The following is a 26,231-nucleotide window of genomic DNA, read 5'->3' on the forward strand; positions in this document are numbered from 1 at the left end:
ATGACCATCGACTGGGCAGCTCTCGGCCAGGTCTTCGGCGTCACCCTCGTGGTGACGGTCGGACTGGTGGGCCTCTTCACCGTCGGCATCGTCGGCACCTCCCGCAAGCCGGTCCGGGAGGGCGAGGCGGCTGCCGCGACCGCGCCCGGGGCGGGCGCGCGGACCGGTGCGCTGGTCGCCTTCGCCCTGTGCGCGGCGGCCGTGGCCTACGGCATCTACCTGATCGTCGCCGCCTGACCCCGCCCACAGCGGCGGGCAGCGGCACACGACGACAGGTCCGACGGCGCGAGGCGCCCGGCGGAAGGCGGCATCAGCCGTCCTCGGCCGGGCGCCTCGCCCGTTGTGCGCCCCGCCCGCTGAGCGCCTCGTCGGCCTCGCGGGCCAGCTCGTCGGCGATGGCCGTACCGCCGGGGCTGCCCAGGTACTCCGAGACCCGGATCTGCACGACCTTGCTGAAGGTCTGGTAGTGGGCGCTGCGCGGGCGCGGTTCGGCCGCCAGCAGCGCCGCGTACAGCGTCCTGGTGTACGGCGGCTCCTGGCCGGGCCAGGGCTGCCCGGTGGCGCCGTGCTCGCCGTGCTCGGGCGGCAGCGGGCAGACCGGCGCCTTGCCCGCCTCCCGGTACGCCGAGCCGCGGGTGGCCGCGAAGCCCCGTTCCAGCAGGCAGCGTTCACTTGCCGGGCCGGTGAGCGCCTCGATCAGCGCGCGGGCCCCCTCCGGCCGCCTGCTGCCGGCGGAGATCGCCAGATTCTGCCCGCCCAGGACGGACATCCGCTTGCCGTCGGCGGGCCGGGCCGGCAGCTCGGCGACGTCGAACTTCACGCCGGGGGTGAGCTTCTCGGCCACCGAGGCGTACTCCACCGGCCAGTTGCGCATGAACAGCGCCCGGCCGTCGGCGAACCAGCGGCGGCTCTCCGTCTCGTCCATCGCCATGGCCGCGTGCGGCATGATCGTGTCCAGCCGGTCCTTGAGGTCCGCGACGCCCAGCTGGAGGGCGCCGACCTGCTCGCCCTTGGTGAAGCTGGTGGCGTCCGGGTCGCCGCCGCTGGCCCAGGCGGCCTCCAGGGCGTTGACGGTCAGGCCCTCGTACGGCCGCAGCTGGGCGACCATGCCGTAGAGCTTCTTGTCCTCGGGGACCTTGCCGTCGTGGGTCCCGCGGGCGAGTGCGCGGTTGTAGGCGCCGGTGACCTCCAGGGCCATGGCCTTCACGTCGCCCCAGTTGGTGGGCGGTCGGTAGTGCTTGTACCTGGCGAGGATGTCCTTGCGGTAGTAGAGCAGGCCGGCGTCGGTGTTGAAGGGGACGGCCCAGACCTTGTCGTCGTACTCGACGGTCTTGACCACGCTGTCGAGGAAGTCGCCGTCCAGGCTCGTGCCCCAGGGGCGGATGACGCCGGCCTCGGCGAACTCGGCGGTCCAGGCCACGTCGAGGTTGAGCACGTCGTAGGCGCCGCTGCCGGACTGGCCGGCGGCCAGCAGCTGGCTGCGCTGGCCGTCCGCGGTGTCCGGCAGCTTGACGATCCGCACCGAACGGCCGGTGCGCCGCTCGAAGGCGTGGATGAGGGCCTGGCGGACGCCGGTGCTGCTGAGGTCGCTGCCGGTGGCCAGGACGATCGGGCCCTTCTCGGGGCCGGGCCCGGAGTCGGAGGTGCAGCCGGAGACCGCCGCGGTCAGCGTCAGGGCGAGCGCGGCGGCCGGCCAGGTGGTACGGGGGTTCCTCACCGGTCCTCCTTGCCCGCGGTGCCGATGGACGCGATCAGGCCGGCGAGCAGATCGGGCGCCTGCGGGCCGCCGGGCACGCACTGCCCCCGGGAAGCACCGGCCAGTCCCTGGAGGGCGAAGTTGTCGCAGCCGGCCTTGCCCAGCACCAGGGTCAGCACCGGCACCGCGGGCTTCTGCCTCAGCAGCGCGGTCAGCCGCTGCTCGACGCCCGCCGCGCGCCGCAGCCTGCCGTCGTCCTCGTCCATGATCAGCACGATGGCCTGGTTGCTGCCGGACGACTTCTTCATCTCCCGTACGGCGGCGGTCAGCGCCTCCTCCATCGCGGCGCCGTGGTCGACCAGGTCGCCCTTGGCGATCCGGTCCAGGGCGGCCTTGCCGGGCGCCGGATCGACCGCGCCCGGGCGGACGACCCGGCGCACCGCGTCCGGATCGCCGGGGTGGGCGCGGTCGGGGAAGGTCCACAGGCCGTAGGTGTGGCGCTCGCCGACCATCTCCAGGGCGCGGCCCACGGCGCCGAGGGCGACCGGGAGCTTGCCGCCGTCGGCCATCGAGGTGGAGGTGTCCATGAGGATCAGCAGCCGGCTGGGCTTCTGCGCCTTGTCGTAGCCGTGGAGCACCCGGGCGACCTGCTCGGTGCCGGCCGTGAAGGGGACGACGCGGGCGTCGAGGTCGGCGTCGGCGCGGCTGTCGCGCAGCGGGGAGCCCGGCGGCGGCGCGGGGTCCGTGCCGTCCTTGCCGGGGACCGGGCGGTAGCCCTGCGCGGTGAGGACCGGACGGCCGCCGTCCGGGGCGCGCAGCCAGTCGGCGAAGCGGCCGACCGCGGCCTGCCGCTCGGTGGCGTCCGTGGTGCCGCGCCAGTCGACGCGGATCAGCGGGTGGTCGAGCGCCGGGACGTTCTTGGGGTAGTAGGCGACGTAGCGGTCGTCCGTGGCGAGCGGGCCGGCCAGGGCGGGGCAACTGCCGATCGCCCGGCCGAGGTTGTAGTCGGCCAGGGACTTCTCGGAGACCAGCGGCGCCGAGCGGTCGCCCCGGCCGGCGCCGGCGGGGGCCTGGCCGGTGGCGGTGGTGTCGGGGCCGGTGGCCGGGCGCAGTGAGCACAGCAGCTCGGTGCTGTCCGCGTACTGGCTGCCCGGGGCGGAGAGCCGCTGCTCGGCGCCCTCGGCGAGGGCCGGGTCCGGGGAGCCGGAGGAGCCGATGTGCGAGCCGTCGTTGGCGAGGTAGAGGCCGATGGTGTGCAGCAGGCCGGTGCCGGACAGCACCGGGCTGGGGCGCAGCAGTTTGAGGTCCTGGTGGCCGCTGTCGGTGCCGGTGAGCAGGTCCTGCCAGGAGGCGCCCACCGTCTCGACGTCGGCCGGCCGCTTGCCGGCGGGGATGCCGACGACCAGCGGGCTGTAGGCGACCGGGCCGGTGTTGTGCAGGGTCGCCGGGGAGCCCGTGCCGGGCATGCCGCGACGGGCCTCCTCGTAGTCGGCGGTGGATTCCGGGATCCACAGGTCGGGTTGCGGGCCGGGCCGGTAGAGCGGATCGGTGCCCTTGTCGTCCTGCTGTCCCTGGCCGGTGCCCCGGGCCTCGCCCTGCCAGCGGGCGGCGGCGGCGAAGCCCTGGTCGATCTGGTCCTTGGCGGCCGAGTAGACGGTGATCTGGGCGCGCCGGCAGCCCGCCGGGAGGTCGCCCTCGCCCTGCAGCGGGCGGGTGTTGGCCTCGGACATCTCGTAGTCGAACGCGGCCTGGCGCAGGGACGGTTCTGCCTCCGGCGCGGTGAGCAGCCGCAGTTCGAGGGCGGGGGGGCAGTCCGGCGGCGGTTGCAGCAGGTGCCGGACGACGAGCCCGGTGGCGATCAGGACGAGCGCGGTGAGGCAGGCGAGCAGCGGTTTCAGGCGGGGCCGGACGTACTCGTTGAAGTGGCGGCGTAAGCGGACCCGCGGCGGGGTCGGCAGCCGCGCCTCGGGGGTGGCGAAGGACAGCACGACGTCGTCGACGGTGTTCTGCTTCGCGGACCGGGGCTCCCACACGTCGCCCATCGGCGTCCGCTCACCGGCGAGCCGGACCCGTAATTCCCGTACCAGGTCCTCGAAGGTGACGAACCGCCGGCCGGGGAGGCCGTTGGCGAGGATCTGCACCAGGGCGCGGGTGAAGACGGTGCCGCCGGCCGGTTCCTCGCCGCTGAAGATCCGGCGGTTGGGCTGGGCGGCCATCAGCAGCGACATGGGCTTGCGGTGGGAGTGGAAGGCGCCGCCGGCGTTGCCCGCGTAGCAGCACTCCAGGACGATGACGATGCGTTCGGCGCGGGCGCTGTCGAGGCAGGAGAGCACCGCGTCATGCCAGGAGACGGTGGTGTGGCTCTGCCGGGGCACCGAGCCGCCGACCATCAGCCGCAGGTCGCCGCCGTCGCTGCCGACCCAGCCGTGGCCGGAGAAGTACACCAGCAGCAGTCCGCGGGCCTCGTCGGCGGCGGTCTTGAGCGCCTGGCTGAGCTGCTCGGGTTCGGCCGGCCGGCAGGGCGTGATCTCGTCGGCGGTGAACAGGTCCGTGGCGGTCAGCGCGCGGCTCAGCTCGGCGATGTTGTCCTCCACCGCGGGCAGGCGCGTAAGCGTCGCGTAGTCGTGGACAGCGATCAGCAGCGCCCGGTTGATCTTTCCCCGCGCGTCGTATTCGGACATCCGGCTCAGTCCTCGCCGGTGCTGCCACTCTCGTGCGCCGGGCTGCCGGGATCGGGGCGTCCTGGGCCGCCGTCGCCGACGACCTCGACGGCGGGTTCCTCGCCGGCGGCACGCTCCTCCTTGCGGCGCCGCAGCCATTCCCGCACGGCGATGCTCATTCCCTTGGTGACCTCGGTGGCGATCGCGCCGACGATGACCAGGATCAGGTCGTCCACGCCCACGGCCATGTCGGCGGGGCCCGGTTCGTCCCCGTCGCCGGTGAGGTGCGGGGGCTGCGGCCGGTGCTCCCAGGTGTGTTCCCGGCGGCTCAGCCAGGGTTCGCGCTCCAGCCAGGCCCGGAGGTCGTCGAGGTCCTGCTGCGGATTGTCCGTCCCGGTGACCCTGAGGCGGATCTCCTGACGGTCCTCGTGATGGTCGACGTGCTCCGGCATCCCCCAGCCCCCTTCCGGCGGCCCCTTCGCCACCGTGCACCAGATAGTGACGTGGAATCAGGGACGGGGGCAACCGTCCGTGACGCCACCACCACCCTGTGGCGTGCGCCACAGGGCCTGCCGCGGGGCAGCGTCGCAGGTCAAGGGCGAGTTGACGGGCTTCGCGGACCGTGGTGGACTGCCGGGGCCAATCGGCGACAGATGAGGAAGTCCGGTGAGAATCCGGCGCGGTCCCGCCACTGTCACCGGGGAGCGTTCCTCCGACGAGGGCCACGGTCCGTACCGACGTACGGGCGGGAAGGCCGGGGGACACGCCGATCCGGGAGCCAGGAGACTCTGGTCGCCGTCACGTCGAGCCAGGGCGAGGACCCTGAGTGAGGACATACCGCCATGCCTGGCCGCCCGCCCCGCCCCCCACTTCCCGCTGCCGCAGGGCCCCTTCGAGGACCGACGGCGGCCTGATCGGATGCGCGGCGAACACGCGGGATATGCGTGCGGCGCGGCTCTCGGCTTCCTCGGCGACCTGATCGCGGCGGACCCGCGGCGCGGCCATCCGGTGGCCGCGTTCGGCCGGGCCGCCGCCGCCGTCGAGCGCCGGCTGTGGCGCGACCACCGGGGCCGCGGCGCGGCCCACGCCCTGCTGTGCGCGGGCGGCGCGGCGGCCGGCGCGGCGCTGCTGGAGCGGGCCGTACGGCACCGCAGCGGCGCCCGGGTGGCGCTGACCGCGGCCACCGTCTGGGCGGTGCTGGGCGGCACCTCGCTGGGCCGGGAGGCGCGGGCCGTCGGCGGTGCGCTGGAAGCGGGCGATCTGGACGTGGCACGGGAGCGGCTGCCGCATCTGTGCGGCCGCGATCCCCAGGCGCTGGACGGGCCGCAGATGGCCCGCGCGGTGGTGGAGTCGGTGGCCGAGAACACCTCGGACGCGGTGGTGGGCGCCCTGGTGTGGGGCGCGTTCGGCGGGGTGCCCGGTCTGGTGGCGTTCCGGGCGGTGAACACCCTGGACGCGATGGTGGGTCACAAGTCCGCGCGCTACCGGCGGTTCGGCTGGGCCGCGGCCCGACTCGACGATGTCGCCGGCTGGCCCGGCTCCCGGCTGACCGCCGCGCTGACCGTGCTCGCGGGCCCCGACCGGCGCGGTGCGCTCGCGGCCTGGCGGGCGGACGGCGGGGCGCACCCGAGCCCCAACGCAGGTCCCGTGGAGGCGTCGTTCGCGGGCGCGCTGGGCGTGCGGCTGGGCGGCACGCTGGCGTACGGCGGACGGGTGGAGCACCGTCCGGTGCTCAACGGCGCGGCGCGGCCGCCCGCGGTGGCGGACATCGAGCGGGCGGTGCGGCTGTCGCGGCGGGTGAGCGCGCTGGCGCTGGTGGCGACGGTGGCGGGACGGCTGACGGCGGGCGCGGTGCGGCACGGGGTCGCAGGCGGCAGGGGCACGAGCGGGAGGAAGCGCCGGTGAACGGGCAAGGCGGGACGGCCGGGGGGCTCGGCGGCGGGCTGCTGGTGGCCGGTACGACGTCCGACGCGGGCAAGAGCGTGGTGACGGCGGGGATCTGCCGCTGGCTGGTCCGGCAGGGCGTGAAGGTGGCGCCCTTCAAGGCGCAGAACATGTCGCTCAATTCGTTCGTCACCCGTGAGGGCGCGGAGATCGGCCGGGCGCAGGCGATGCAGGCCGCCGCGGCCCGGGTCGAACCGACCGCGCTGATGAACCCGGTCCTGCTCAAGCCGGGCGGCGACCGCAGCAGCCAGGTGGTGCTGCTGGGCAAGCCGGTGGGTGAGCTGAGCGCGCGCGGGTACTTCGGAGGGCCCGGGGGGTCGTCCCCCGGGGAGGCGCAGTACGCGGGCGGGCGGGAGCAGTTGCTGGGGACGGTCACCGACTGTCTCGCCGAACTGCGCCGCACCCACGACGCCGTCATCTGCGAGGGCGCGGGCAGCCCGGCCGAGATCAATCTGCGGCGCACCGACATCGTGAACATGGGCATCGCCCGGGCCGCCCGGATACCGGTCGTGGTGGTCGGCGACATCGACCGCGGCGGCGTCTTCGCGTCCTTCTTCGGCACCACGGCGCTGCTGTCGCAGGAGGACCAGGCGCTGGTCGCGGGGTACCTCGTGAACAAGTTCCGGGGCGATGTGACGCTGCTGGAGCCCGGCCTGGACATGCTGCGGCAGCTGACCGGGCGGCCGACGCTGGGCGTGCTGCCGTACGCGCACGGGCTCGGCATCGACGAGGAGGACGGCCTCCGGGTCTCGCTGCGCGGCGCGGTGCGCGAAAGCGTGGTGGCCCCGCCGCACGGCGCGGACGTGCTGCGGGTGGCGGTCTGCGCCGTCCCGCTGATGTCGAACTTCACCGACGTGGACGCGCTGGCCGCCGAACCGGGCGTGGTGGTGCGGTTCGTGGACCGGCCCGAGGAGCTGGCCGACGCGGACCTGGTGGTGCTGCCGGGCACCCGCGGCACGGTCCGCGCCCTGGCCTGGCTGCGCGAGCGCGGGCTGGCCGACGCGGTCGCCCGGCGGGCCGCGGAGGGCCGCCCGGTGCTGGGCATCTGCGGCGGCTACCAGCTGCTCGGCGAGCACATCGACGACGAGGTCGAGTCGAGGGCGGGCGCCGTCGAGGGCCTCGGGCTGCTGCCCGTACGGGTCCGCTTCGCGGTGGAGAAGACGCTCGCCCGGCCGCTGGGCGAGGCGCTCGGCGAGCCGGTGGAGGGCTACGAGATCCACCACGGCGTCGCCGAAGTGACGGGCGGGGACGAGGCGTTCATGACCGACGGCCGGGGACGCGCCCTCGATGGCTGCCGGGTCGGCTCCGTATGGGGCACGCACTGGCACGGCTCGCTGGAGAGCGACGCCTTCCGCCGGGCCTTCCTGCGGCGGGTGGCGGCGGACGCCGGGCGGGCGTTCGTCCCGGCCCCGGACACCCGCTTCGGCGCGCTGCGCGAGGAGCAGCTGGACCGGCTGGGCGATCTGATCGAGGAGCACGCGGACACCGGGGCGCTGCTGCGGCTGATCGAGAAGGGGGTGCCGGAGGGGCTGCCGTTCGTGCCTCCGGGGGCGCCATGAGGGCCCCCGGAGGCGTGACCCCCGCATGTGCGGGGAGCAAAGAAGCAGCTCCACCAGGTGCTCGTGAAGGAGTGGGCCATCCCCGCATATGCAGGGCCAAGGACCGCCAGCGTGCCGCGCGGCGGAAACAGTGACGACCGGCAACGGACGCAAGCCACTCGAAGGAGTGATCACCACATGAGCACCCGGTATCCGTTCACCGCCGTCGTCGGCATGGACGACCTGCGGCTGGCGCTGCTGCTGAACGCCGTCAGTCCGGCGGTCGGCGGTGTCCTGGTCCGTGGCGAGAAGGGCACCGCCAAGAGCACCGCGGTGCGTGCCCTGGCGGCTCTCATGCCCGAGGTGCCGGTGGTGGCGGGCTGCCGCTTCAGCTGCGACCCGCTCGCGCCCGATCCGCAGTGTCCGGACGGCCGGCACGAAACCGGCTCCGCCGAGTCCCGTCCGGCCCGCATGGTCGAGTTGCCGGTGGGTGCGTCCGAGGACCGGCTCGTCGGCGCGCTCGACATCGAGCGGGCACTCGCCGATGGGGTGAAGGCGTTCGAGCCGGGGCTGCTCGCGGCGGCCCACCGGGGCATCCTCTACGTGGACGAAGTCAACCTGCTCCATGATCACTTGGTCGACGTTCTCCTGGACGCCGCCGCCATGGGCGCCTCCTACGTGGAGCGCGAGGGCGTCTCCGTACGGCACGCCTCCCGTTTCCTGCTCGTCGGGACCATGAACCCCGAAGAGGGCGAGCTGCGGCCGCAGTTGCTGGACCGGTTCGGGCTGACGGTCGAGGTCGCGGCCTCCCGGGAGCCGGCGCAGCGGGTGGAGGTGGTCCGGCGGCGGCTCGCGTACGACGCCGATCCGGCCGGCTTCGCGGCGCGCTGGGCGGCCGAGGAGGACGCGCTGCGGCAACGGATCGGCGCGGCACGGGAGTTGCTGCCGGAGGTGACGCTGGGCGATGCGCCGCTGCGGCAGATCGCGGCGACCTGTGCCGCGTTCGAGGTGGACGGGATGCGGGCGGACATCGTGATGGCGCGGACCGCCACCGCGCTGGCCGCGTGGGCCGGGCGGACGGAGGTCCGGGAGGAGGACGTGCGGCAGGCGGCGCTGCTGGCCCTGCCGCACCGCCGGCGCCGCAACCCGTTCGACGCCCCGGGCCTCGACGAGGACAAACTCGACCGGACGCTGGAGGAGTTCGCCGGGCAGGACGACCCGGCGGACGGCGGGGACGATCCGGAGCCGGACGGTCCGGACGACGGGGGTCCCGACGGGGGCGGTCCGGGCGGCGGGCTGCCGCCGCAGGAGGGCGGCCCCCAGGAGGGCGGCCCCCAGGAGACGTCGGTGCCGCCGGGGGACGGACTGCCGCAGCAGCGTGAGCAGGAGACCCCGCAGGCGCCGGAGTCCGTACCCGAGCCGTCCGGGGACGAGGCCGGGGCCCGGCCGCAGGCGCCGGGCGGTGCGGTCGCGGAGAAGCCGGCGGTGGCGGCCGACGAGCCGTTCAAGGCCCGGCGGCTGGACGTGCCGGGGCTGGGCGAGGGCGCCGACGGCCGCCGCTCCCGGGCCCGTACCGCACACGGCCGGACCACCGGCGCCCGCCGTCCCCGGGGCACTCTGGGCAAGCTGCACCTGGCGGCCACGGTGCAGGCCGCGGCGCCCCACCAGAAGGCGCGCGGACGGCACGGCACCGGGCTGCTGGTGCGCCGGGACGATCTGCGCGAGGCGGTGCGCGAGGGGCGGGAGGGCAATCTGGTCCTGTTCGTCGTGGACGCCTCGGGGTCGATGGCGGCGCGCAAGCGGATGAGCGCGGTCAAGGGCGCGGTGCTCTCGCTGCTGCTCGACGCCTACCAGCGGCGCGACAAGATCGGCATGATCACGTTCCGGGGCGCCGGCGCGGAGGTCGCGCTGCCGCCGACGTCGTCGGTCGAGGCCGGTGCGGCGCGGCTCGCGTCGCTGCCCACCGGGGGCCGCACCCCGCTGGCCGAGGGGCTGCTCGCGGCGCACGACGTGCTGCGGGTGGAGCGGATGCGGGACCCCGCGCGCCGCCCGCTGCTGGTCGTCGTCACCGACGGACGGGCCACCGGCGGCCCCGAACCGCGGGTCCGGGCGTCCCGGGCGGCCCGGCTGCTGGCCGCCGACGGCACCGCCTCGGTCGTCGTGGACTGCGAGGCCGGGCCGGTACGGCTGGGTCTGGCCGGTGAGCTGGCCCGGGACCTCACCGGCACCGCCGTCACCCTCGACGCACTGCGCGCGGACAGCGTCTCCGCGCTCGTACGGACCGTTCAGGGCACAAGGACCGTTCACGGCAACAGGAAGGCCGCGTAATGCCGCAGGGACAACCGTCCGTCGTACCGAACGACGGACTCACCACCCGCCAGCGCCGCAACCGGCCGCTGGTGCTGGTCCACACGGGCCTGGGCAAGGGCAAGTCGACCGCCGCCTTCGGGCTGGCGATGCGGGCCTGGAACCAGGGCTGGCCGGTCGGGGTGTTCCAGTTCGTGAAGTCGGCGAAGTGGAAGGTCGGCGAGGAGCGGGCGCTGCGGGTGCTCGGCGACTCCGGTGAGGGCGGCACGGTCGCCTGGCACAAGATGGGCGAGGGCTGGTCGTGGGTGCAGCGCGACTCGCAGTTCAGCAACGAGGAGGCGGCCCGCGAGGGCTGGGAGCAGGTCAAGCGGGACCTCGCCGCGGAGACCTACAAGCTGTACGTCCTCGACGAGTTCGCCTACCCGCTGCACTGGGGCTGGGTGGACACCGACGAGGTGGTCTCGGTGCTGCGCGACCGGCCCGGCACCCAGCACGTGGTGATCACCGGCCGGAACGCCCCGCAGGCGCTGTGCGACGTGGCCGACCTGGTCACCGACATGACGAAGGTCAAACACCCGATGGACGCGGGCCAGAAGGGCCAGCGGGGCATCGAGTGGTGAGCGAGGTGGGTGCAGCATGAGCGGCGGGGGCGCCGTTCCCCGGCTGGTGATCGCCGCACCGTCGTCCGGGGCCGGGAAGACCACCGTGGCCACCGGTCTGATGGCGGCGTTCGCCGAGGCGGGACTCGTGGTCTCGCCGCACAAGGTCGGCCCGGACTACATCGATCCGGGCTACCACTCTCTGGCGACCGGCCGTCCGGGCCGCAACCTGGACGCGTACCTGTGCGGACCGGACCGGATCGCGCCGCTGTTCCTGCACGGTGCGGCGGGCGCGGACCTGGCGGTCGTCGAGGGCGTGATGGGGCTGTTCGACGGGGCGTCCGGCATGGGCGAGCTGTCGTCGACGGCGCAGGTGGCGAAGCTGCTGCGGGCGCCGGTGGTGCTGGTGGTGGACGCCTCCTCGCAGTCCCGGTCGGTGGCCGCGCTGGTGCACGGCTTCGCGTCGTGGGACCCGGAGGTGCGGCTGGCCGGGGTGATCCTCAACAAGGTCGGTTCGGACCGCCACGAGGCGCTGCTGCGGGAGGCGATGGAGTCCTCCGGTGTGCCGGTGCTGGGTGCGCTGCGGCGGGACGGCCGGGCCGGTACGCCGTCCCGGCACCTGGGGCTGGTGCCGGTGGCCGAACGCCGGGCCGAGGCCCTCGCGTCGGTGCGGGAGCTGGCCGCGCGGGTGCGCGAGGGCTGCGATATGGAGGCGCTGCTGGCGCTGGCGCGGACGGTGCCGGAGCTGCCGGACGCGCCCTGGGACCCGGCGGCGGAGGTCCGGCCGGACGCGTCCGGGGGCCGGCCGGTGATCGCCGTCGCGGGCGGTGCCGCGTTCACCTTCGCGTACGCCGAGCACGCCGAGCTGCTGACCGCGGCGGGCGCCGAGGTGGTGCCGTTCGATCCGCTGCGGGACGAGCGACTGCCGGCCGGTACGCGCGGGTTGGTGATCGGCGGCGGCTTCCCGGAGGTGTACGCGCCGGACCTGTCGGCGAACGCACCGCTGCGCGCCGCGGTGGCCCGCCTGGCCGCCTCGGGGGCGCCGGTGTCCGCCGAGTGCGCCGGGCTGCTGTACCTGTCCCGGGCGATCGACGGGAAGCCGATGTGCGGGGTGCTGCCCGCCGAGGCCCGGATGACCGAACGCCTCACGCTGGGCTACCGGGAGGCGGTGGCGCTGGCGGACAACGCGCTGGCGGCGGCCGGGACCCGGGTGCGCGGCCACGAGTTCCACCGCACGGTGCTGGAGCCGGGCGCGGGCGACGGACCGGCCTGGGGGCTGACGCATCCGGAGCGTCGGGTGGAGGGCTTCGTGACGGGCGGGGTGCACGCCTCGTACCTGCATGTGCACTGGGCGGCCCAACCGTCGCTGGCGGCGCGGCTGGTGGCGGGCGCGGCGCGCCGGGCACCGGTGGCCGCCCCGTGACCGGCGGGTCCGGTACGGACGGGCCGCCGGCCGTCCTCGACCACCTCGTCCTCGCCACCCCCGATCTCGCGGCGACCGTCGCCGAGGTGGCCGCGCTGACCGGCGTGGGGCCGGTCCCGGGCGGCAGCCATCCCGGCCGCGGGACCCGCAACCACCTGCTGGGGCTGGGCGGCGGGGCGTACCTGGAGATCATCGGGCCCGATCCGGAGCAGCCCGCGCCCGACGGGCCGCGGTGGTTCGGCATCGACGCGCTGACCGGGCCGCGGCTGGTCACCTGGGCGGCCCGGGTCACCGGTATCGCGGCCCGGGTGGCCGCGGCACGGGCGCGCGGCCACGACCCGGGCGAGGCGGTGGCGATGTCCCGCCGGACACCGGACGGCGGCCGGCTCGCCTGGCAGTTGACGCCGCCGGGGGCCGGCGACGGATCGGCGCCGTTCCTGCTGGACTGGGGCAGCACCCCGCATCCGTCCGCCGGACTCCCGGTGGTGCCGCTGGTCGCGCTGCGGGCGGTGCATCCCGACCCGGCGGCGGCCCGGGCCGAGTGGGCGGCGCTCGGCGTCCGGTGGCCGGGGGAACTCACCGCCGGGCCGGACGTGCAACTGACCGCGGTCGTGGAAGGGCGGTACGGCCGGGTGGAGTTCGGGTGGAGAGCCGGCGCGGTATGAGCCGCCGGACGGCCGGTGCCCTGGGCGGGCCGGCGGCTCTGGTGGTGGGCGTGGGGGCGCGCCGCGGCGTGCCGGCGTCCGAGGTCCTGGAGCTGATCGGAGCGGCCCGCACCGCGGCGGGGTGTGCCGGCGGTCCGGTGCTGGCGCTGGCGACGGTGACGGCGAGGGCGGACGAGCCCGGACTGACGGAGGCGGCGCGGCGGCTGGGGGTGCCGTTGCGGTCGTTCCCGGCGGCGGCGCTGGCGGCCGTACCGGTGCCGGCTCCGTCCGCGGTGGTGGCGGCCGCCGCGGGGACGGCGAGCGTGGCCGAGGCGGCCGCGCTGCTGGCCGCCGGGCCGGGTGCCGAACTGCTCGCCGGCAAGCGGAAGTCGCCGGCCGGCCGGGCGACCTGTGCGCTCGCGCTGGTGGCAGTAACGCCCCACGGTGCACTTACCGCTGGTAGGGAGGGAGCGGCCGCCGCCCCCGCGCCCGGTGCCGATATCGTCATGACCTCCCCCGACCCACCCCACCGTGGCACCGAGCGGCGGCGGCCGGTCATCGACGGCAAGGCGCCCGACGGCGAAGACACCGGTAGCAAGGAGACCCCGTGACCACCCCTCCCGCACTGCTCATCGCCGGTCACGGCGCCCGTGACGACGGCGCGGCCGAGGCCCTGCGCGCGCTGGTGCGCGCGGTCGGCGAGCGTCACCCCGAGGTCCCGGTCGCCGGCGGGTTCTTCGGCGCCCCGGGATCGCCGGTGCCACTGGCCGGCGCCGTGGACGCCCTGGCCGGCCGGGGGGTGACCGAACTCGTCGCGGTGCCGCTGCTGCTGGCGCCGACCGGTGCGGGGACCGAGACCCTGCCCGCGGCGCTGGAGCGCGCGGCCGCCGGGCACCCGGGCCTGCGCCACGTCTGCGCCGCCGCACCCGGCCCGGACCCGCGGCTGCTGGACGTGCTGGAGCGGCGGCTGGAGGAGGCGCTGGGCGCCGGCGCCCGTACGCCGCAGGACCGGGCCCGGACCACGGTGCTGCTGGTGGGGCGCGGGGCGAGCGATCCGCATGCCAACGCCGAGGTGGCGCGGGCCGCGCGGCTGCTCTGGGAGGGCCGCGGATTCGCGGGCGTGGAGACCGCGTTCGTCGGGCAGACCGCGCCGGACGTACCGGCCGGGCTGGACCGCTGCCGGGCGCTGGCCGGGCCGGTCCCGGGCGCGGCCGGTCCGGCCCGGATCGTGGTCCTGCCCTACGCCTTCTTCGCCGACGGTCCGGTGGAGCGGCTGTGGATGCAGACCGAGGGCTGGGCCGCGGCGCACCCGGACATCGAGGTGTTCGGTGCCCAGGTGCTCGGCACCGGGCCCGAGGTGGCCGAGGTGGTCGTGGAGCGCTACCGCGCGGCGGTGGCCGGGGGCGCACCGCCGGCCGGCGGCCGGGCGGCGGACGACGGGGACCCGTACGGCCCGCAGCGGGTGCCGGCGGGCGCCGGGGAGCGGTGACCGTGCCGGCGCCCACCGACGCGGTCCGGTTGCGCGGCTCCGGCCCCGCCGCGCCCGCTCCCGTCCCGGACGGCCCCTCCCCCGCCCCGGCGGACGAGCCCGATCTGCGGCACCACGGCGATGCCGAAGTGCGGGGCGACGGCGGCGCGTTGACGGACCTGGCGGTCAACGTCCGGGCCGGCACTCCCCCGGCCTGGCTCAAGGCGCGCCTCGCCGCGTCGCTGGACTCGCTGGCCGCCTATCCGGACGGCCGGGCGGCGCGCCGGGCGGTGGCCGGGCGGCACGGGCTGCCCGTGGAGCGGGTGCTGCTGACGTCCGGGGCGGCGGAGGCGTTCGTGCTGCTGGCGCGGACCGTGCGGGCCCGCCGACCGGTGGTGGTGCACCCGCAGTTCACCGAACCGGAGGCGGCGCTGCGGGACGCCGGGCACGCCGTGGAACGGGTGGTCCTCTCCGAACGGGACGGGTTCCGGCTGGATCCGGACGCGGTGCCCGAGGACGCCGACCTGGTGGTGGTCGGCAACCCCACCAATCCCACGTCGGTGCTGCACCCGGCGGCCGCGCTGGCCCGACTGGCGCGGCCCGGGCGGACGCTGGTGGTGGACGAGGCGTTCATGGACGCGGTGCCCGGTGAGCGGGAGTCGCTGGCCGGGCGCACGGATCTGCCGGGGCTGGTGGTGCTGCGCTCCCTGACCAAGACGTGGGGGCTGGCGGGGCTGCGGATCGGCTATGTCCTGGCCGGTCCCGGGACCGTGGCGGACCTGGAGCGGGCCCAGCCGCTGTGGCCGGTGTCCGGTCCGGCGCTGGCCGCCGCGGAGGCGTGCAGTGCGCCGGCGGCGCTGGCGGAGGCCGCCGCGGCGGCCGAGGAGATCGCCCGGGACCGGGCCCATCTGCTGGCCCGGCTGGGCGAGTTCGGGGAGATCCGGGTGGCCGGGCCGGCGGCGGGTCCGTTCGTCCTGCTGCGGCTGCCGGGCGCGGCCGGGGTGCGGGAGAGCTTGCGGGCGCGCGGTTTCGCGGTGCGCCGCGGGGACACCTTCCCGGGCCTGGGGCCCGACTGGCTGCGGCTGGCGGTACGGGACCGGGCCACCACCGACCGGTTCGTGACGGCGCTGGCCGAGGTGCTGGGCTAGCCGGGGCCGACGGGACGGCGCACGGGCCCGCCGGGTCCCGTCGCACCACGCTTCGCTTCCGACGGGCCCCGGCGGGGGTGGGGTGTGCCGTACGGGCCGCCTCCGGTCCGTACGGCACACCCCGGGCCGTACCCCGCGGCCGGTGCCCCCACAGCACCGGCACGGGGTACGGAGCCGTCAGCCGCCCTGCGGGGCGGCGGCGCGGCGCCGGCGGGTGAGCACCAGTGCCCCGGCGCCGGCCGCGACCAGCAGCGCGGCACCGCCGGCGAGGTACGGGGTGGCCGAACTGCCGCCGGTCTCGGCGAGGTCGGGGCCGGTCTTCCCGGCACCGCTGTGGTTGACCTCGGTGCCGCCGCCGGCCGGCTTGTCACCCCCGCCGCCGGTGGTGCCGCCGCCGCTCGTGCCGCCTCCGGTGGTGCCGCCGGAACCGCCGTGTGCGGGCGGGGTGGTGGCGTCCGGCGCGGTGCAGCCGGCGTGGACGAGGGTGACCCGGCCGTGCACCTCGGCGACGTTGAGCTTGAGCGGGTTGACCGAGACGTTCAGCTGGAGCGCGGTGGCCGCGGCGCTCTTTCCGGTGACGCTCTTCTGCGACAGGTCCAGCCGTACGTCGCCCACGCCCGGCACCTTGACGTCCGTCGTGCCGCCGGCGGTGAGCGTGACCTTCTTGCCGAGGACGCGGACGGGGCCGAGGACGTTGGCCTCGGCCCGGGGCCGGTGGCCCGCCTCGCACACCGCCTTGGCGGTGACCTGCTGGACCTCGATCAGGGACAGCAGCGGCAGACCGGGCAGCCGCACCTTGGCGTGCAGCAGGTTGGCGTACCCCTCGGCCTTCTGGCGGCCGGTGGTGGCGCGGGCGGTGGCGGCGTCGGCGCGCAGCACGGTGAACGGGCGGCCCCGGTCGATGCCGTCGAGCCGCACGGTGAGCGCGGTCTTGTCGGCCGAGGCGGGCGCGTGCACCTCGTTCAGCACGGCGTTCAGCGGGACGTCGACCGTCTTGTCGAGCAGGCCGACGTTGAGGCCGGTGCGCAGGACGACCGCGTCGGCCTTGCCACGGGCCGGGCCGTGCCCTCCGGTGGCGTGCGCCGGCACGGCGCCGAGCAGCACGGCGGGACCGGCCGTGAGCGCGGTGGCGACGACGGCCGCGGCCAGGCGCCGGGGCGCACCGGAGGAGTGGGCGGGACTGGTGGACACGTGTGTGGAACCCCCACGAGAGAAATGGAGTCGCCGGCCGCGCCAATGGGGGACATCACGCGGGCCGGCGACATCGACCCGCACATCGTGTCCGTACCGAGGGTGAACGGGCAGCCACGTGAGGTCAGTTCATCCCAAAGGGTGGTTTCCGCGCGCGGGTTCGATTCCTGCGGCACCCCGCATCTCCCCCGTCACAGCCGCCCCACTTCTCGGGTGATCCCCGTTGACCGACCGGCCCCGTCCCGGGCCGGCTCCGGGCCCGCGTCCAGGATCCGGAACTCGTTGTCCTGTACACGAAGACCCCGGATAGGGTGCCGCCGTGTCGATCGAGCAGAACAGCCAGCACCCGGACGCACGGCAGGAACAGCCGGCCGCGGCCCCTCCGGGCGAGCTGCCCGCCACCGACCGGGCGGCCCGCCGTGCGGTCACCGTCTTCCCGCTGCTGGTGGTCGCCGCGGGGGCGGTCGGGCTGCTGTGGCCGGCGCACTTCACCGGCTGGGCGCCCGCGGTGCCGTGGCTGCTCGGCGTGGTGATGTTCACGATGGGGCTGACGCTGACCCCGCCGGACGTCACGGCGGTCGCCCGGCGGCCCTGGGCGGTGGGGCTGGGCCTGGTCGCCCACTACGTGTGATCATGCCGGGGCTCGGCTGGCTGATCGCGACCGTGCTGGACCTGCCACCGCAACTGGCGGCCGGGGTGGTCCTGGTCGGCTGCGCGCCCAGCGGGACCGCGTCCAACGTCGTGACGTTCCTGGCGCGCGGCGATGTCGCGCTGTCCGTGTCGGTGGCGACGGTCTCCACGGTGCTCGCGCCGCTGATCACACCCGCGCTGACGCTGCTGCTCGCCGGGCAGTTCCTGGCCGTGGACGCCGGGGGCATGGTGACCGACATCCTGAAGACGGTGCTGCTGCCGGTCGTGGCGGGCCTGCTGGTCCGGCTGGTCGCGGGCCGGTTCGTGGACCGTCTGCTGCGGGCCCTGCCCTGGCTGTCCGCGGCGACCGTGGCGGTGATCGTCCTGGTCGTGGTCTCCGGCAGCGCGCCGGCGATCAAGGAGGCGGCACTGCCGGTGCTGCTGGCCGTGGTGCTGCACAACGGCCTCGGGCTGGCGCTGGGGCACGCCGCGGGCCGCCTGGCCCGGCTGGGCGGGCCGGCGAGCCGGGCGATGGCCTTCGAGGTCGGCATGCAGAACTCCGGACTGGCCGCCTCGCTGGCCACCGCCCACTTCAGCCCGGCCGCGGCGCTGCCCGCCGCGGTCTTCTCGGTGTGGCACAACGTCTCGGGCGCGGTGGTGGCGGCCTGGATGGCCCGCCGGAGGTAGTCCCGCCCCGAGGGGTGTCTCAGCCCACGACCTCGCCGCGCAGCACGATCCGGCGCGGCGCCGCCAGCACCCGGACGTCCTCGCGCGGATCGCTCTCGTAGACCACCAGGTCCGCCGGGGCGCCCTCGGTGAGGCCCGGGCGGCCGAGCCACTCGCGGGCGCCCCAGGTGGTGGCCGAGAGCGCGGCCCGGGCGGGCAACCCGGCCCGGGTCAGCTCGACGACCTCGTCGGCGACCAGGCCGTGCGCCAGCGAGCCGCCCGCGTCGGTGCCGGCGAAGACGGGCACCCCGGCGTCGTAGGCGGCCCGGACGGTGTCGTAGCGGCGGTCGTGCAGCCGGCGCATGTGGTCCGCCCAGCGCGGGAACTTCCCGGCGCCGGCGTCCGCCAGGCGCGGGAAGGTGGCGATGTTGACGAGCGTGGGGACGATGGCGACCCCGCGCTCGGCGAACAGCGGGATGGTCTCCTCGGTGAGCCCGGTGGCGTGCTCGATGCAGTCGATGCCGGCCTCGACGAGCGGGGCGAGGGTCTCCTCGGCGAAGCAGTGCGCGGTCACCCGGGCGCCCAGGCGGTGCGCCTCCGCGATGGCCGCCTCGACCGCGCCCTTGGGCCAGCAGGCCGCCAGGTCCCCCGTGGAGCGGTCGATCCAGTCGCCGACGAGCTTGACCCAGCCGTCGCCGCGGCGGGCCTCCTGGGCGACGTAGGCGACCAGGTCCTCGGGGTCGATCTCATGGGCGTAGTTGCGGATGTACCGCTTGGTGCGGGCGATGTGCCGGCCGGCCCGGATGATCTTCGGCAGGTCCGCACGGTCGTCGACCCAGCGGGTGTCGGAGGGTGATCCGGCGTCCCGGATCAGCAGGGTGCCGGCGTCACGGTCGGTGAGCGCCTGCTTCTCGCTGGTGGGCGCGTCCACCGGGCCGTGCGCGTCCAGGCCCACGTGGCAGTGCGCGTCGACCAGGCCGGGCAGCGCCCAGCCCTGCACGGTGGTGGCATCGCGTGCCAGGGCCGGCCGGTCGTAGGTCACCCGCCCGCCGACCACCCACAGCTCGTCGCGCACGTCGTCCGGTCCGACGAGGACCCTCCCCTTGAGGTGCAGCACCGCACCTTCGCTCATGGACGTCATACCGGCACTCTAGGCGGCGCCGACGGGCCTGCCGGAGACGGCGGTCACGGCGGTGGCCGGGCGGCCGGGGAGGGAAAGCCGGCGGGCGGGGGACGCGGTGGCGACGGCCCGTGGGGAGCGCCGCCCCGGGAGTCGCCGACGCTCTGTAGGCGTTTATTGCCGCAATGTTTCCGAAAAACCCCGCGCGCGTTCTTGGCGCATGTTCTTGCGGTGCTTCTCATGGATGTGTCCCACAGCTTTTTCCGGGCCTTGCGTCAGGGTCTCCGGTGGCGAATTCCCAATTACTTCGAGTACAGCTTCCCGTCTTCTTCTTCCCGCTTTTCCGCAGCTCAAACGCCAAGATTCCGTTAGTCTCGAAGTCCGTAATTCGGACCGATCTCGCGGGCGTTACGGACCTGTGACCGACCACACAGCCCGTCCGTTTCGCCCCGTACTTCCCGGTCAAATCGGGGCAACCCGACTCGACGTCGCGCGCCCGGGCGCCCCCGCGCGATAACACATCGGGCGGCCCGACGTAACCCCTCCCCGCGATGCAATTTCCTTTTCCCCTGGGTAAATTTAATTCCCATGACCGCCGCACAAGCAGACCATGCAGGTGCCCGTAGCGATATCGGAGAATTTCCGGAGGGCTTCAAGCTCGACACCCCGCGAGTGGAGGACGGAGCCGCGATCTGGCGCATCGCCCGCGACTCCAAGGCGCTGGACCTGAACTCCTCGTACAGCTACCTCCTGTGGTGTCGGGACTTCGCCGCCACCTCCGTCGTCGCCCGCGACGCGGAGGGTGAGCCGGCCGCCTTCCTGACCGGCTACATCCGTCCCGAGCGCCCCGAGACCCTCGTCGTCTGGCAGGTCGCCGTCGACGCGGCGCACCGGGGCCGGGGGCTGGCGGCCGCCCTCCTGGACGGGGTGACCACCCGTGCCCGGGAAGAGCTGGGCATCCGTTTCGTCGAGACCACCATCACCCCCGACAACGCCGCCTCCAACCGGCTGTTCGCGTCCTTCGGCGAGCGGCACTCCGTGCCGGTCCAGCGCGAGGTGCTCTTCGACGCGGGGCTGTTCCCCGAGCAGGGCCACGAGCCGGAGGTGCTGCACCTCATCGGCCCGTTCGCGCCCCCGGCCAGGCCCGCGCCCTAGTCCCCAGGGCCGCGCGGCACCGCCGCCGCGACGGCCGTGCGGCACCGGCACCCCTCGACCCGCCGGCGCCACCCCGCCCCCCAAAGACTTCTTCCGCCTCTCGCACTCATCTCCCAGGAGCATGCTGTGACCATCACCCAGCCCGATCTGAGCGTCTTCGAGACCGTGGAGTCGGAGGTGCGCAGCTACTGCCGTGGCTGGCCCACCGTGTTCGACCGCGCGCAGGGCAGCCGCATCACCGACGAGGACGGCCACACCTACCTCGACTTCTTCGCCGGCGCCGGGTCGCTCAACTACGGGCACAACAACCCGGTCCTCAAACGCGCCCTGATCGACTACATCGACCGGGACGGCATCACCCACGGCCTGGACATGTCCACCACGGCCAAGCGGGCGTTCCTGGAGTCGTTCCAGAACATCATCCTGCGGCCGCGCGACCTGCCCTACAAGGTCATGTTCCCGGGCCCGACGGGCGCCAACTCGGTCGAGGCCGCGCTGAAGCTGGCCCGTAAGGTCAAGGGCCGCGAGTCGATCGTGTCCTTCACCAACGCCTTCCACGGCATGTCGCTGGGCGCCCTCGCGGTCACCGGCAACTCCATGAAGCGGGCCGGCGCCGGCATCCCGCTGGTGCACGGCACCCCGATGCCGTTCGACAACTACCTCGACGGCCAGACCCCGGACTTCCTGTGGTTCGAGCGGCTGCTGGAGGACCAGGGCTCCGGCCTGAACAAGCCCGCCGCCGTGATCGTGGAGACCGTGCAGGGCGAGGGCGGCATCAACGTCGCCCGCGCCGAGTGGCTGCGCGCGCTGGCCGCCCTGTGCGAGCGCCAGGACATGCTGCTGATCGTCGACGACATCCAGATGGGCTGCGGCCGCACGGGTGCCTTCTTCTCCTTCGAGGAGGCGGGCATCGTGCCGGACATCGTCACCGTCTCGAAGTCCATCAGCGGCTACGGCCTGCCGCTCGCGCTCACCCTGTTCAAGCCGGAGCTGGACATCTGGGAGCCGGGCGAGCACAACGGCACCTTCCGCGGCAACAACCCGGCCTTCGTCACGGCCGCCGCGGCGCTCGACACCTACTGGGCCGACGGTCAGATGGAGAAGCAGACCCTGGCCCGCGGTGAGATCGTCGAGGCGCACCTGAAGGCGATCGTCGAGGAGAACCCGGGCACCTTCGCCGAGTACCGCGGCCGCGGTCTGGTGTGGGGCCTGGAGTGCAACGACAAGGACCTCGCCGGGAAGATCGCCACGCGCGCCTTCGAGCTGGGCCTGCTGATCGAGACCTCCGGCCCGCAGAGCGAGGTCGTCAAGCTGCTGCCGGCCCTGACCACCACCCCAGAGGAACTGGACGAGGGTCTGCGCATCCTCGGCCGCGCGGTCCGCGACTGCGCCTGACCGGCGCCGTTCGGCACCGCACGCACCACCGTCACGACAGAAAGGCAGCCCGCACCGTGATCGTCCGCTCCTTCAAGGACATCGAAGGCACCGACCGCCACGTCAAATCCAAGTCCGGCACCTGGGAGAGCAAGCGCATCGTGCTCGCCAAGGAGCGGGTCGGGTTCTCGCTGCACGAGACCGTCCTGTACGCCGGCACCGAGACGTCGATGTGGTACGCCAACCACATCGAGGCCGTCGTCTGCGTCGAGGGCGAGGCCGAGCTGACCAACGACGAGACCGGCGAGAAGCACATCATCACGCCCGGCGTGATGTACCTGCTCGACGGGCATGAGAAGCACACCATGCGGATCAAGCAGGACTTCCGCTGCCTGTGCGTCTTCAACCCGCCGGTCACCGGCCGCGAGGACCACGACGAGAACGGGGTCTACCCGCTTCTCACCGAACCGGACAGCGAGCCCGAGACGGTCTGAGGCGACCTGCCGCCTGCCCCGTCCGGCAGAGCAAGGAAGGTACCAACGCGCGCCCGTATGCCAGATTCCGTACGAGAGGAGAGGAAGGCAACACCATGACCACCGCACCCGAGCGCATCGCCGACCTGTACCCGACCCGCGGCACCTTTGAGGTGATCACTCCGCGGAAGGACCCGGTGGTGTGGTCGCAGCCCGGAGCGGCCGGCCCGTTCGCGCCGTCCGAGCTGAGCGACTTCGAACGCGACGGCTTCTTCGCCATCGGGGAACTGCTCACCGCGGAGGAAGTCGCGGTGTACCGCGCCGAACTGGACCGGCTGGTGCTCGACCCGGCGATGCGCGCCGACCCGCGCTCCATCGTCGAGCCGAAGTCGCAGAGCGTCCGGTCGGTGTTCGAGGTGCACAAGATCAGCGAGGTGTTCGCCAAGCTGGTCGCCGACCCGCGTGTGGTCGGCCGTGCCCGGCAGATCCTCGGCTCGGACGTCTACGTCCACCAGTCGCGGATCAACGTGAAGCCCGGCTTCGGTGCCTCCGGCTTCTACTGGCACTCGGACTTCGAGACCTGGCACGCCGAGGACGGGCTGCCGAACATGCGCACCGTGTCGGTCTCGATCGCGCTGACGGAGAACTACGACACCAACGGCGGCCTGATGATCATGCCCGGTTCGCACCAGTACTTCGTGGGGTGCGAGGGCGAGACGCCGAAGGACAACTACAAGCGGTCCCTGCAGATGCAGGACGCGGGCATCCCTTCGGACGAGGTCCTGACCAAGATGGCGGACCAGCACAGCATCCGCCTCTTCACCGGCAAGGCCGGCTCGGCGACGTGGTTCGACTGCAACGCCATGCACGGCTCCGGCGACAACATCACGCCGTACCCGCGCAGCAATGTCTTCATCGTCTTCAACAGCGTGGAGAACACGGCCGTGGAGCCCTTCGCGGCCCCGGTCCGGCGCCCGGACTACATCGGGGCGCGGGACTTCACCCCGGTGAAGTAGCGGTATGAGGTAGCCGGGCGGACGTACCCGGTGGCGCGGCCGCCGCACAGCAGGTCTGTGCGGCGGCCGCGCTGTGGTGTCAGGACGGTGACGGGACGGGGCCGGGCCACCGGGGTGCCGCCCGGCCGGCCCGCCTGCTCAGTCCTCCAGCGCCGGGTAGTCGAGGTAGCCGGTGTCGTCGCCGCCGTAGAAGCTCGCCCGGTCAGGGGTGTTGAAGGGGCCGCCGAGGGCGAGCCGGCGGGGCAGGTCGGGGTTGGCGAGGAACAGTGCGCCGTAGGCGAGCAGGTCGGCCTCACCCTCCTCGATCAGGCCGAGCTCCTCGGGGCCGGTGGGCCGCCCGTCGGTGGCCGGGTTGAGCAGGAACGTGCCGCCGAAGCGCTTGCGCAGCCGGGCCAGCAGGTCCGGGTCGCGGACGTCGCAGGTGTGCAGATAGGCCAGGCCCAGCGGGGCGATCGCCTCGATCAGCGTGGTGTAGGTGGTCTCGGGGGCGGGCTCGGCGATGTCGTTGAAGGGGTTGCCGGGCGAGATCCGCAGTCCGGTGCGGTGCGCCCCGACGGCGTCGGCGACGGCCCGGACGACCTCGACGGCGAAGCGGGCCCGGGCCTCGTCGGAACCGCCCCACTCGTCGGTGCGGAGGTTGGCGTTGGGCGCCAGGAACTGGTGGATCAGATAGCCGTTGGCGCCGTGGATCTCCACGCCGTCGAACCCGGCCTCGATCGCGTTGCGGGCCGCCGCGGCGAATCCGGCGATGGTCGCGGCTATCTCCTCGCCGGTCAGCTCGCGCGGGGTGACGAAGTCCGTCGGGCCCTCCTGGGTGAAGCCCTGGCCGGCCGCGGCGACCGCGGAGGGCCCCACCGGCACCAGGCCGTCCGGCAGCAGCACCGGGTGGCCGATGCGGCCGCCGTGCCACAGCTGGGCGAAGATCCTGCCGCCCGCGGCGTGCACGGAGTCGGTGACCGCGCGCCATCCGGCGACCTGCTCGGGGGTGTGCAGGCCGGGGGTCAACGGGTAGCCGCGGCCGGCCGGTTCGGTCTGGGTGGCCTCGGTGATGATGAGGCCGGCCGAGGCCCGCTGGGTGTAGTAGCGGACCATCGACGGGGTGGGAACGCCCTCCTCGGTGGCGCGGTTCCGCGTCATGGGCGCCATCACGAGGCGGTTGGCGAGCGGAGTGCCGGCGAGCTCGAACGGCTCGAATGCGGTGGTCACTGAGGGCCTCTCAACTACGGTGCGGGGCAGGGGCATTGCCCAGGGCGGTTCGTCTCCTTCCAACGCCCCGGCCCCCGCCCGGCATTCCCGTCACCGGCCGGCTATTTCAGCAGCTCCAGCAGTCGTTCCACATCGGCCGTTCCGTTGTAGAGGTGGAAGGCCGCGCGCAGCAGGCCGCCGCGCACCGAGATCCGTACGCCGGCCTCGGCCAGCCGCTCCTGGGCGTCGGCCGGTCCGGGGGCGGAGACGATCGCCGAGCCGGGCGCGCCGCGCGGGGTCAGGCCGCGTTCGGCCAGTCCGGCGCGGTACTGGTCGGCGAGCGCGGTGTTGTGCGCGTGGACGGCGGCCACGCCCAGTTCCTCGATGAGGCCGAGGGACGCCGCGGCGCCGATGTACGCGAAGTGGGCGTGCGGTTCGTCGTAGCGGCGGGCGGTGGCGGCCGGCCGGATCAGGCCGTAGTTGGACTCGCCGATGTCCTCCCCGGCCACCCAGCCGGCGTGCGGCGCCGGCCAGTCGGGGCCGGTGCCGGGTCCGCCGCGGTCGCCGCCGAAGGCCATGAACGTCGTGCCGCGCGGGCAGAGCAGCCATTTGAACGCGCCGCAGACCAGGAAGTCGTAGTCGGTGGCGCGCAGCGGCAGCCAGCCGGCGGCCTGGGTGGCGTCGAGGTAGGTGAGCGCCCCGTGGGCCGCCGCGGCCTCGCGCACCGCCGCGAGGTCGGCGATCCGGCCGTCGAGGGACTGCACGGCGCTGAAGGCGACCAGGGCCGTGCCGGGGCGCACCTCGTCGGCCAGGGCCTCCAGCGGCACGGTGCGCAGGGTGAGGTCCGGGTGGGTGCCGAGCGGGTTGACCAGGGAGCTGAAGTCGCCCTCGGGGGCGAGGACTTCGCTGCCGGGCGGGAGCGAGGCGGCGACGACCGCGGACTGCACCGCGACCGAGCTGCCGATGGCGACGCGCTCGGCGGGGATGTCCAGCAGCCGGGCGAAGGCGGCCCGGGCGGCGGCGGGCGCGGCGAAGTAGTCGCGGCCCATCGTGCCGTAGGAGGTGGCCTCCTCGACGGCCGCGCGCAGGGCGTCGGCGCTGCGCCGGGGGAGCAGTCCGCTGGAGGCGGAGTTCAGATAGGTCGTCTCGGGCGCGAATTCGGCCCCGCCGAGTGGCTCATGTCGCTGCATGCCCCCCACTGTGCTCGGCGGGGCACGCTCCGTCCACGGTGTTCCGGTCCGTGGTCGTGCCCGGTCGGCCGCCGGCCGGCGGTCAGCTGTGAGGCACCGCGCAGCCGTCCGGCCCGCAGACCTCCGCGTCACCGGCCGGCACGAGCTCCACCACGTCGTCGGCGTGGGCCCGCTCCAGGGCCTGCCGGAAGACCTCGGCGGGCTGGCCGCCCGAGATGCCGTAGCGGCGGTCGATGACGAAGAACGGGACGCCGGTGGCGCCCAGCTCGGCCGCCGCCCGCTCGTCGGCGCGCACCTCGCGGGCGTACGCGTCGGGGTCGGCGAGCACCCGGGCGACCTCGTCGGCGGGCAGCCCGGCGCCGGTGGCGAGCTCGGCGAGGACGGCGGGGTCGCCGAGCGGCCGGGCCTCGGCGAAGTTGGCGCGGTAGAAGGCGTCGAGCAGCGCCTCCTGGCGGCCGTGCGCCTTCGCCAGGTGCAGCAGGCGGTGCAGGTCGAAGGTGTTGCCGTGGATGCGGTCGGACCGGTAGTCCAGGCCCTCCTGGGCGGCCGCGGCGGCGACCCGGGCCTCCATCTGCTCGGCCTGGGCGCGGCTGACGCCGTACTTGGCGGCGAGCATGTCGAGCACCGGGACGTCCGAGGCGGCCGGCGCCTTCGGGTCGAGCTCGAAGGAGCGGTGCACCACCTCGACCTCGTCGCGGTGCGCGAACGCGGCGAGCCCGGCCTCGAAGCGGGCCTTGCCGATGTAGCACCAGGGGCAGGCGATGTCGGACCAGATTTCGACGCGCATGTGCTGACTTTCCTCGT

22 protein-coding genes, 1 pseudogene and 1 riboswitch are annotated in these 26,231 nt (G+C 74.6%); of the genes and pseudogenes, 15 read left to right on the forward strand and 8 right to left on the reverse strand.

Annotation, left to right across the window (positions count from 1 at the left end; all coding sequences use genetic code 11):
* A complete protein-coding gene (locus ACZ7MX_RS26855; protein ID WP_030411717.1) occupies positions 1-237 on the forward strand; it encodes a hypothetical protein in 237 nt (78 codons plus the stop codon).
* A 73-nt stretch (positions 238-310) separates the two neighbouring features.
* Here the strand turns inward: ACZ7MX_RS26855 and ACZ7MX_RS26860 are convergent, their stop codons facing one another.
* Genes ACZ7MX_RS26860 through ACZ7MX_RS26870 form a run of 3 tightly spaced genes read right to left on the reverse strand, consistent with a single transcriptional unit; the run spans position 311 to position 4,808 of the window.
* Positions 311-1,717 carry an extracellular solute-binding protein gene (locus ACZ7MX_RS26860; protein WP_472135806.1) on the reverse strand — a complete coding sequence of 469 codons (1,407 nt, stop codon included), beginning with the start codon at positions 1,715-1,717 and terminating at the stop codon, positions 311-313.
* On the reverse strand, positions 1,714-4,377 hold the full coding sequence (locus ACZ7MX_RS26865; protein WP_472135807.1) for a vWA domain-containing protein: 2,664 nt from the start codon (positions 4,375-4,377) through the stop codon (positions 1,714-1,716). The genes ACZ7MX_RS26860 and ACZ7MX_RS26865 overlap by 4 nt, the downstream gene beginning before the upstream one ends.
* 5 nt (positions 4,378-4,382) lie before the next feature.
* Complete coding sequence (locus ACZ7MX_RS26870) at positions 4,383-4,808, reverse strand: hypothetical protein (RefSeq protein WP_472135808.1); 426 nt, start codon at positions 4,806-4,808, stop codon at positions 4,383-4,385.
* 203 nt (positions 4,809-5,011) lie between these two features.
* Positions 5,012-5,145: riboswitch (cobalamin riboswitch) on the forward strand.
* Positions 5,146-5,274: 129 nt separating this feature from the next.
* Between ACZ7MX_RS26870 and ACZ7MX_RS26875 the strand changes: the two genes are divergently transcribed.
* The 9 genes from ACZ7MX_RS26875 (at position 5,275) to cobC (ending at position 15,427) form a co-directional block, all read left to right on the forward strand.
* Positions 5,275-6,261 (forward strand): cobalamin biosynthesis protein, encoded by a 987-nt coding sequence (locus tag ACZ7MX_RS26875; protein ID WP_472135809.1) that lies wholly within the window; start codon positions 5,275-5,277, stop codon positions 6,259-6,261.
* Positions 6,258-7,859, forward strand: coding sequence for a cobyric acid synthase (locus ACZ7MX_RS26880; protein ID WP_472135810.1), 1,602 nt, complete (start codon positions 6,258-6,260; stop codon positions 7,857-7,859). Before ACZ7MX_RS26875 ends, ACZ7MX_RS26880 begins: the two co-directional genes overlap by 4 nt.
* 177 nt (positions 7,860-8,036) lie before the next feature.
* A complete protein-coding gene (locus ACZ7MX_RS26885; protein ID WP_472135811.1) occupies positions 8,037-10,166 on the forward strand; it encodes a putative cobaltochelatase in 2,130 nt (709 codons plus the stop codon).
* Complete coding sequence (cobO, locus tag ACZ7MX_RS26890; RefSeq protein ID WP_030411724.1) at positions 10,166-10,765, forward strand: cob(I)yrinic acid a,c-diamide adenosyltransferase; 600 nt, start codon at positions 10,166-10,168, stop codon at positions 10,763-10,765. Before ACZ7MX_RS26885 ends, cobO begins: the two co-directional genes overlap by 1 nt.
* Before the next feature lie 16 nt (positions 10,766-10,781).
* Entirely contained in the window at positions 10,782-12,167 is a 1,386-nt protein-coding gene (locus ACZ7MX_RS26895) for a cobyrinate a,c-diamide synthase (protein ID WP_472135812.1), read from the forward strand.
* Positions 12,164-12,832 carry a VOC family protein gene (locus ACZ7MX_RS26900; RefSeq protein ID WP_472135813.1) on the forward strand — a complete coding sequence of 223 codons (669 nt, stop codon included), beginning with the start codon at positions 12,164-12,166 and terminating at the stop codon, positions 12,830-12,832. The genes ACZ7MX_RS26895 and ACZ7MX_RS26900 overlap by 4 nt, the downstream gene beginning before the upstream one ends.
* The gene (locus ACZ7MX_RS26905) at positions 12,829-13,422 is read left to right on the forward strand and encodes a cobalamin biosynthesis protein (RefSeq protein WP_472135814.1); all 594 of its coding nucleotides are present in this window, start codon (positions 12,829-12,831) and stop codon (positions 13,420-13,422) included. Before ACZ7MX_RS26900 ends, ACZ7MX_RS26905 begins: the two co-directional genes overlap by 4 nt.
* Positions 13,419-14,300 carry a sirohydrochlorin chelatase gene (locus ACZ7MX_RS26910; RefSeq protein WP_472135815.1) on the forward strand — a complete coding sequence of 294 codons (882 nt, stop codon included), beginning with the start codon at positions 13,419-13,421 and terminating at the stop codon, positions 14,298-14,300. The genes ACZ7MX_RS26905 and ACZ7MX_RS26910 overlap by 4 nt, the downstream gene beginning before the upstream one ends.
* Before the next feature lie 29 nt (positions 14,301-14,329).
* Positions 14,330-15,427, forward strand: a complete 1,098-nt coding sequence (cobC, locus tag ACZ7MX_RS26915; protein ID WP_472136000.1) for an Rv2231c family pyridoxal phosphate-dependent protein CobC — start codon at positions 14,330-14,332, stop codon at positions 15,425-15,427.
* A 177-nt stretch (positions 15,428-15,604) separates the two neighbouring features.
* On the opposite strand, the gene ACZ7MX_RS26920 is transcribed toward cobC, so the two are convergent.
* Positions 15,605-16,618 carry an SCO1860 family LAETG-anchored protein gene (locus tag ACZ7MX_RS26920; RefSeq protein WP_472135816.1) on the reverse strand — a complete coding sequence of 338 codons (1,014 nt, stop codon included), beginning with the start codon at positions 16,616-16,618 and terminating at the stop codon, positions 15,605-15,607.
* 391 nt (positions 16,619-17,009) lie between these two features.
* Here ACZ7MX_RS26920 and ACZ7MX_RS26925 point away from each other — a divergent pair.
* Positions 17,010-17,935: pseudogene (locus tag ACZ7MX_RS26925) on the forward strand (bile acid:sodium symporter family protein).
* Between the two features lie 19 nt (positions 17,936-17,954).
* Here ACZ7MX_RS26925 and ACZ7MX_RS26930 read toward each other — a convergent pair.
* A complete protein-coding gene (locus ACZ7MX_RS26930; RefSeq protein ID WP_472136001.1) occupies positions 17,955-19,046 on the reverse strand; it encodes an amidohydrolase family protein in 1,092 nt (363 codons plus the stop codon).
* Positions 19,047-19,622: 576 nt separating this feature from the next.
* Between ACZ7MX_RS26930 and ectA the strand changes: the two genes are divergently transcribed.
* From ectA to thpD, 4 genes are all read left to right on the forward strand, one after another.
* Positions 19,623-20,189 carry a diaminobutyrate acetyltransferase gene (gene ectA / locus ACZ7MX_RS26935; RefSeq protein WP_030799264.1) on the forward strand — a complete coding sequence of 189 codons (567 nt, stop codon included), beginning with the start codon at positions 19,623-19,625 and terminating at the stop codon, positions 20,187-20,189.
* Positions 20,190-20,315: 126 nt separating this feature from the next.
* Positions 20,316-21,584 carry a diaminobutyrate--2-oxoglutarate transaminase gene (ectB, locus tag ACZ7MX_RS26940; RefSeq protein ID WP_351541094.1) on the forward strand — a complete coding sequence of 423 codons (1,269 nt, stop codon included), beginning with the start codon at positions 20,316-20,318 and terminating at the stop codon, positions 21,582-21,584.
* 56 nt (positions 21,585-21,640) lie between these two features.
* Complete coding sequence (locus tag ACZ7MX_RS26945) at positions 21,641-22,057, forward strand: ectoine synthase (RefSeq protein ID WP_472135817.1); 417 nt, start codon at positions 21,641-21,643, stop codon at positions 22,055-22,057.
* Positions 22,058-22,152: 95 nt separating this feature from the next.
* Positions 22,153-23,052, forward strand: coding sequence for an ectoine hydroxylase (thpD, locus tag ACZ7MX_RS26950; RefSeq protein WP_472135818.1), 900 nt, complete (start codon positions 22,153-22,155; stop codon positions 23,050-23,052).
* Between the two features lie 138 nt (positions 23,053-23,190).
* On the opposite strand, the gene ACZ7MX_RS26955 is transcribed toward thpD, so the two are convergent.
* From ACZ7MX_RS26955 to ACZ7MX_RS26965, 3 genes are all read right to left on the reverse strand, one after another.
* Entirely contained in the window at positions 23,191-24,258 is a 1,068-nt protein-coding gene (locus ACZ7MX_RS26955) for an alkene reductase (RefSeq protein WP_472135819.1), read from the reverse strand.
* Positions 24,259-24,359: 101 nt separating this feature from the next.
* Complete coding sequence (locus tag ACZ7MX_RS26960; protein WP_472135820.1) at positions 24,360-25,427, reverse strand: aminotransferase class V-fold PLP-dependent enzyme; 1,068 nt, start codon at positions 25,425-25,427, stop codon at positions 24,360-24,362.
* Between the two features lie 82 nt (positions 25,428-25,509).
* Positions 25,510-26,214 carry a DsbA family oxidoreductase gene (locus ACZ7MX_RS26965; RefSeq protein WP_472135821.1) on the reverse strand — a complete coding sequence of 235 codons (705 nt, stop codon included), beginning with the start codon at positions 26,212-26,214 and terminating at the stop codon, positions 25,510-25,512.
* Positions 26,215-26,231: the final 17 nt, after the last annotated feature.

It is taken from the genome of Streptomyces sp. NPDC107765 (assembly GCF_055657085.1).